Annotated in this window: 6 protein-coding genes; all 6 read left to right on the top strand. The window is 74.8% G+C overall.

Features of this window, described 5'->3' with window-relative positions:
- The coding region (locus tag CCN44_RS25465) for a (Fe-S)-binding protein (protein WP_244203962.1) at nucleotides 1–809 on the top strand (809 nt) is incomplete at its 5' end.
- On the top strand, nucleotides 806–1,561 hold the full coding sequence (locus CCN44_RS25460; RefSeq protein WP_086699865.1) for a metallophosphoesterase family protein: 756 nt from the start codon (nucleotides 806–808) through the stop codon (nucleotides 1,559–1,561). The genes CCN44_RS25465 and CCN44_RS25460, both read left to right, overlap by 4 nt.
- 259 nt (nucleotides 1,562–1,820) lie before the next feature.
- Nucleotides 1,821–2,786, top strand: coding sequence for an EamA family transporter (locus tag CCN44_RS25455; RefSeq protein ID WP_059250515.1), 966 nt, complete (start codon nucleotides 1,821–1,823; stop codon nucleotides 2,784–2,786).
- Nucleotides 2,787–2,858: 72 nt separating this feature from the next.
- Complete coding sequence (locus CCN44_RS25450; protein ID WP_086699859.1) at nucleotides 2,859–4,538, top strand: NAD-dependent malic enzyme; 1,680 nt, start codon at nucleotides 2,859–2,861, stop codon at nucleotides 4,536–4,538.
- 188 nt (nucleotides 4,539–4,726) lie between these two features.
- Nucleotides 4,727–5,605, top strand: coding sequence for a TIGR03084 family metal-binding protein (locus CCN44_RS25445; protein WP_086699855.1), 879 nt, complete (start codon nucleotides 4,727–4,729; stop codon nucleotides 5,603–5,605).
- Nucleotides 5,602–6,774: acyclic terpene utilization AtuA family protein (locus CCN44_RS25440; protein ID WP_086699851.1), on the top strand; the 1,173-nt coding region annotated here is incomplete at its 3' end. The genes CCN44_RS25445 and CCN44_RS25440, both read left to right, overlap by 4 nt.

The following is a 6,774-nucleotide window of genomic DNA, read 5'->3' as shown; positions in this document are numbered from 1 at the left end:
CCGGGCTGCGGGTGGCGCTGCCACCCACCCTGCTGCCGGGCCGCGGAGCGATCGCGGACGGCAGGACGAGGGCGGCGACCGCGCTGCTCACGGCCCGCCGGGCCCGGGTCTGCTGCGGACTGACCTACCTCTCCACCGGCCAGCTGGACCGCGCCCGTACGGTCCTGCGCCGCACCCTGGACCTGATGGAACCGGTACTGCGGGCCCGGGTCCCGGTCGTCGTCCTGGAACCGAGCTGCGCCGCCGCCCTCCGCACCGACCTCCCGGAACTCCTGCCGGACGACCCACGAGCCGCCCGGCTGTCCGCCGCGGTCCTCACCTTCGCCGAAACCCTGGAGCGGCACGCCCCGCACTGGGCCCCGCCCGCCGTCGGCCGCCCGATCGCCGGCCAGACCCACTGCCACCAGCACGCGGTGCTCGGCGACACCCCCGACCGCCGTCTGCGCGCCGCCGCCGGCCTCACCGGCGAGCTGAGCGGAGGCTGCTGCGGCCTGGCCGGCAACTTCGGCTTCGAGAAGGGCCACTTCGAGGTCTCCCGGGCCTGCGCGGAGGAACAGCTCCTGCCCTCGGTCCGGCAAGCGGCCCCGGGCACGGTGATCCTGGCGGACGGCTTCTCCTGCCGCACCCAGCTGGACCAGCTCGCCGGGGTCCGGGGCCGGCATCTGGCGGAGGTCCTGGCCGATGCGCTGGACGCACCCGCGACGGGCGCCGACGGGGCGCTCGGCACTTCCGCGACGGACACCGACGAGAGCAAGGCCGACGCGGGCGAGACCGCTGTGGGCGAGACCGACGGAAGGGGCACCGAGTGACCGACGAACACACGCGCGTGGCCGTGCTCTCCGACATCCACGGCGTCCTGCCCGCCCTGGAGGCCGTCCTGGCGGAGCCCGACGTGGCCGCCGCCGACCGGATCGTCCTCACCGGGGACATCGCGGCGGGCCCGCAGCCCGCCGAGGTGCTGGACCTGCTGCGGGAGCAGGGCGACCGGGTGCTGTGGATCGGCGGGAACGCGGACCGGGAGCTGGTGGAGTACCGGCGCGGCGAGCGCACGGAGATCCCCGACCCCATCGGCCCCTACGCCGCCCGGGCACTGCGCACCGACCAGGTCGACTTCCTGGCCGCCCTCCCCGCAACCCGCGCCCTGCGCGTCCGCGGCCTCGGCCCGGTCCTCTTCTGCCACGCCACGCCCCGTGACGACGAGGAAGTGGTCCTGGTCGACTCCCGCCCGGCCCGCTGGGCGGAGGTCTTCACCGGCCTGCCGGCCGACATCCGTACGGTCGTCTGCGGCCACACCCACATGCCCTACCTCCGCCTGGCCCACGGCCGCCTGGTGGTCAACCCCGGCAGCGTCGGCATGCCCTACGGCCGCCCCGGCGCCCACTGGTGCCTCCTCGGGCCCGGCGCCGACCTGCGCGTCACGTCGTACGACATACCGGCGGCGGTGACCCGCCTGATCCAGGAGTGCGCCTACCCGGACATCGCCGCGTGGGCCGACTACTTCCTGCACGCGCGGGCGACGGACACCGAGGTGCTGGAGGCGTGGAGCCCGGCCGATTCATGAGGCCGCGCCCAGTTCCGCAAGAGGGTGTGCCCCGGCGGCCTGCGGAAACCCGGCGGCGTACAGGAACCCGGCGACCTGGGGGACGGCGGCGGTGTACGGGACCGGGGGCGGACCCCCGCCCCGGTCCTCCCGGACGGCCGCCCCCTGTTCCCGGACGAGGGGTCCTGGCCGGCCGGCTGATCCCAGCATCCGGGACAGCTCCATAAGGGGTTCACGCCCCTGTCGAAGTCCATTACCCTGGACCTGCTAGTACATCGCGATGGACGAACCCGATCGAGCACCAGGACCGCCCGTGACCGCCGCACCCCGCACCACATCGCCGTCCCAGACCGCCCCCGCGGCGGGAAGGCGAGGCATCGGTTCCCTCGGGCCGGTCGGGCTGGTGCTGGCCGGGGGTGTCTCGGTGCAGTTCGGCGGCGCGCTGGCGGTCACCCTGATGCCCCGGGCCGGCGCGCTGGGCGTGGTCACCCTGCGCCTCCTCGCGGCGGCGATCGTCCTCCTGCTGTTCTGCCGGCCCCGGCTGCGCGGTCACTCGCGCACCGACTGGGGCACGGTGATCGTCTTCGGCATCGCCATGGGCGCGATGAACGGCCTGTTCTACGCGGCGGTCGCCCGCATCCCGCTGGGCCCGGCGGTCACCCTCGAAGTCCTCGGCCCGCTGGCCCTGTCCGTCCTGGCCTCCCGCCGCGCGATCAACGCGGTCTGGGCCGGCCTGGCCCTCGCCGGAGTGTTCCTGCTCGGCGGCGGAGGCTTCGGCAACCTGGACCCCACGGGTGCCGCCCTCGCCCTGGGCGCCGGCGCCATGTGGGCGGCCTACATAGTCTTCAGCGCGCGGACGGGCCGCCGCTTCCCCCAGGCCGACGGCCTGGCCCTCGCCATGGCGGTCGCCGCCCTCCTCTTCCTCCCCATCGGCATCGCCGAGGCCGGTACCCGGCTCCTGGACCCCACCACCATCGCCCTCGGCTCGGCGGTGGCCCTGCTCTCCTCGGTCCTGCCGTACACCCTCGAACTCCTGGCCCTGCGCCGCCTGCCGGCCTCCACCTTCGCGATCCTCATGAGCCTGGAACCGGCTCTCGCGGCCACCGCCGGCTTCCTGATCCTCGACCAGGCCCTCACCCTCACCGAGGCCGCGGCGATCGCCCTGGTCATCGCGGCGAGCATCGGCGCGGTCCGCACCCAGATCGCCCGCAACAAGATCCCGCCCCTCCCGGCCGAAGGCCAGTGACCGGCACGGCCCATCACTGAGCGTATTTGCTCGCCTGCGCGGCGGAGCGGTGCGTGTGGAAAAGTGGATGCCATGAAGGTCACCGCCCGTGGTCGCGCCGTACTCGCCGACCCCCGGATCAACCGCGGTACGGCGTTCACCGACGCGGAGCGCCGCGCGCTGGACCTCGTCGGCCTCGTCCCGCCCCGCGTGCTCACCCAGGACGAACAGGCCGAACGCGCCTACGGCCAGTTCCGGGACCAGACGAGCGACCTGGCGAAGAGCGTCTACCTCACCGCCCTGCACGACCGGAACGAGGTCCTCTTCTACCGGCTGGTCGGCGACCACCTCGAAGAGATGCTGCCCATCGTCTACACCCCCACCGTGGGCACGGCGATCCGCCGCTACAGCACCGAGTTCCGCCGCCCGCGCGGGGTCTACCTCTCCGTGGACGCCCCCGACGACATCGAACGCTCGCTGCGGGCGAGCGGCCTGGGCGCCGACGACGTCGATCTGATCGTCGCCACCGACGGCGAGGGCATCCTCGGCATCGGCGACTGGGGCGTGGGCGGCATCGACATCGCGGTCGGCAAACTGGCCGTCTACACGGCCGCCGCCGGCATCGACCCGCGCCGCACCCTGCCGGTCATGCTCGACGCCGGCACCAACCGCCAGGAACTCCTCGACAACCACCTGTACCTCGGCAACCGGCACCCGCGCGTCGACCGCGACACCTACGACGCGTTCATCGACGCCTACGTCACCACCGCCACCCGGCTCTTCCCGGACGCCCTGCTGCACTGGGAGGACTTCGGCACCGCCAACGCCCGCCGGATCCTCGACCGCTACCGCGACCGGGTCTGCACCTTCAACGACGACATCCAGGGCACCGGCGCGGTCAACCTCGCCGCCGTCCTGTCCGGCGTCCGCGCCACCGGCACACCCCTGCCGGAACACCGGATCGTCGTCTTCGGCGCCGGCACCGCGGGCATCGGCGTCGCCGACCAGCTGCGCGACGCCCTGATCGCCGAGGGCCTGACCGCCGAGCAGGCCACCGCGCGCTTCTGGTGCGTGGACCGCTACGGGCTGCTCACCGCCGACCAGGGCGACCGGCTGCGCGACGTCCAGCGGCCGTACGCCCGCCCCGCCGAGGAGGTCGAGGGCTGGCACCGGGACGAGAACCTGCCCGGCATCCCGCTGAACGAGGTGGTCCGCCGAGCCCGCCCGACCATCCTGATCGGCACCTCGGGACAGGGCGGCGCCTTCACCGAGGACATCGTGCGGGCCATGGCCGAGCACACCGAGCGGCCCATCATCCTGCCCATGTCCAACCCGACCGACCTCGCCGAGGCCACCCCCGCCGACCTGCTCGACTGGACCGACGGCCGTGCGCTCGTGGCCACCGGAAGCCCCTTCCCGCCGGTCGAGCGGGACGGTACGGCGTACGAGATCGGCCAGGCCAACAACGCGCTGGTCTTCCCCGGCCTCGGCCTCGGCGCGATCGTCTCCCGCGCCTCCCGCATCAGCGACCGCATGCTGCGCGCGGCGGCCGACGCGGTGGCCCGGCGGACCGGGGACACGGCGGTCGCCCACGCCGACGCGCCGGTCCTGCCGCCGATCCGCGACCTGCGCGCCACCTCGGAGGCGGTCGCCGTGGCCGTGGCCCGCGCGGCGGTGGACGAAGGTGTCGCCCGGGCCCGCCCGGACGACGTCGAGGCGGCGGTGCGGACGGCCCGGTGGAAGCCGGTGTATCCGCCCCTGGAAGCGGTGTGACCGCCCGAGCCTGAGCCCGCCGCCCACCGACCTCCGGGCTCGCGCCCGACTGACCTCCGAGCCCACGCCCCGTCGGCACCCGGCTCGCGCCCGACTGACCTCCGAGCCCGCCCCCCACCGGCACCCGAGCCCGATAAATTCATGCAAGCACGCTTGATTGTTTCTGGGGTCGCTGCCATGCTCCCCCCATGGCCGACCCGACGCCCGTCATCGACGACCTGCGTGCCGAGAGCGACGAACTCGACCTGATGGTGGCCGAGTCGAGCCCGGAGCAGTGGGCCCTGCCCACGCCCGCGCCCGGCTGGACCGTCGCTCACCAGATCGCCCACCTCGCCTGGACCGACCGCTCCGCACTGCTCGCCGTCACCGACACCGGCGCCTTCCAGGCGCTGGTGGAGAAGGCGCTCGCCGCCCTGGACTCGTTCGTGGACGAGGGGGCGGAGGAGGGCGCCGCGCTCCCGCCCGCCGACCTGCTGGCGGCCTGGCGCACCGGGCGCACCGCCCTGGACGAGGCCCTGCGCGCCGCCCCGCCCGGCGCCCGCTTCCCCTGGTACGGCCCGCCCATGTCCGTCGCCTCCATGGCCACGGCCCGGCTCATGGAGACCTGGGCCCACGCGGGGGACGTCGCCGAGGCCCTGGGTGTGGTCCGCACACCCACCGACCGGCTTCGGCATGTGGCCCGGCTCGGGGTGCGGACCCGGGACTTCGCCTACGGGGTGCACGGACTCACCCCGCCGGCCGACGAGTTCCGCGTCGAACTCACCGCGCCCTCGGGCGCGCTGTGGGCGTACGGCCCCGAGGACGCCCCGCAGCGCGTCACCGGCCCCGCCCTCGACTTCTGCCTCCTGGTCACCCAGCGCGCCCACCGCGCCGACCTCGCCCTGACGGCCGTGGGCCCGGACGCCGACCGCTGGCTCGACCTCGCCCAGGCCTTCGCGGGCCCACCCGGCACAGGCCGCCCGCCTCGGCACCACGACAACCCGTCCGAGGACCGCGGAAATCCGCCCGAGCACCACGGCAACCCGCCGAAGCCGCACGGCCGCCCGTCGCAGGAGGCGGGCCGGTGAACCCGCTGCGCATCGGCAACTTCTCCGGCTTCTACGGCGACCGCTTCGACGCCCTGCGCGAAATGCTCACCGGTGGCGAGGTGGACGTCCTCACCGGCGACTACCTCGCCGAACTCACCATGCTCATCCTCGGCCGCGACCGGCTGAAGGACCCGTCCGCCGGATACGCCCGCACCTTCCTGCGCCAGCTGGAGGACTGCCTCGGCCTCGCCCGGGAGCGCGGGGTGCGGATCGTCACCAACGCGGGCGGCCTCAACCCCGCCGGACTCGCCGCGCAGATACGCGAGGTGGCGGACCGGCTCGGCGTCCCGGTACGGGTCGCGCACGTCGAGGGCGACGACCTCACCGCCGCCCACCCCGGCACCCTCGCCGCCCACGCCTACCTCGGCGGCTTCGGCATCGCCGCGTGCCTGCGGGCCGGTGCCGACGTGGTGGTCACCGGCCGGGTGACGGACGCCGCGCTCGTCACCGGGCCGGCCGCCGCCCGCTTCGGGTGGCGGCCGGCGGACCACGACCGGCTCGCCGGTGCCGTCGTCGCCGGACATGTGCTGGAGTGCGGGACCCAGGCGACCGGCGGGAACTACGCGTTCTTCGGCGAGGGCGACGTACGCCGCCCCGGCTTCCCGCTCGCCGAGATCCACGCCGACGGCAGCAGCGTGATCACCAAGCACCCCGGCACCGGCGGCTTCGTGGACGTGGGCACGGTCACCGCCCAGCTGCTGTACGAGACCGGCGGCGCCCGGTACGCCGGACCCGACGTCACCGCCCGGCTGGACACCGTACGGCTGAGCCAGGACGGGCCGGACCGGGTGCGGATCGAGGGGGTGCGCGGGGAGGCGCCGCCGCCCACGCTCAAGACCGGGCTCAACCGGCTCGGCGGCTTCCGCAACGAGGTCGTCTTCGTCCTCACCGGCCTCGACATCGAGGCCAAGGCGGCCCTGGTGCGCGAGCAGCTGTCCGACGCGCTCGCCAAGGCGCCGCCGCGGGAGGTCCGCTGGGAGCTGGTGCGGACCGACCGGGCCGACGCGGACACCGAGGAGACGGCCAGCGCGCTGCTGCGGCTCGTCGTGCGCGACCCGGACCAGCAGGTCGTGGGGCGGGCGCTGAGCGGGGCCGCCGTCGAACTGGCCCTCGCCAGCTACCCGGGCTTCCATGTGCTCTCCCCACCC

The organism is Streptomyces tricolor (genome assembly GCF_002155905.1).
In the GTDB taxonomy this organism is placed as follows: domain Bacteria; phylum Actinomycetota; class Actinomycetes; order Streptomycetales; family Streptomycetaceae; genus Streptomyces; species Streptomyces tricolor.
The sequence above is the reverse complement of the archived record's forward strand: the minus strand, read 5'-3'. Positions and strand labels throughout refer to the sequence as shown.

Coding starts and splice junctions, on each gene's coding strand:
- CCN44_RS25455 (WP_059250515.1), top strand. CDS start 1,821: ATGGACGAACCCGATCGAGCACCAGGACCGCCCGTGACCGCCGCACCC.
- CCN44_RS25450 (WP_086699859.1), top strand. CDS start 2,859: ATGAAGGTCACCGCCCGTGGTCGCGCCGTACTCGCCGACCCCCGGATC.
- CCN44_RS25445 (WP_086699855.1), top strand. CDS start 4,727: ATGGCCGACCCGACGCCCGTCATCGACGACCTGCGTGCCGAGAGCGAC.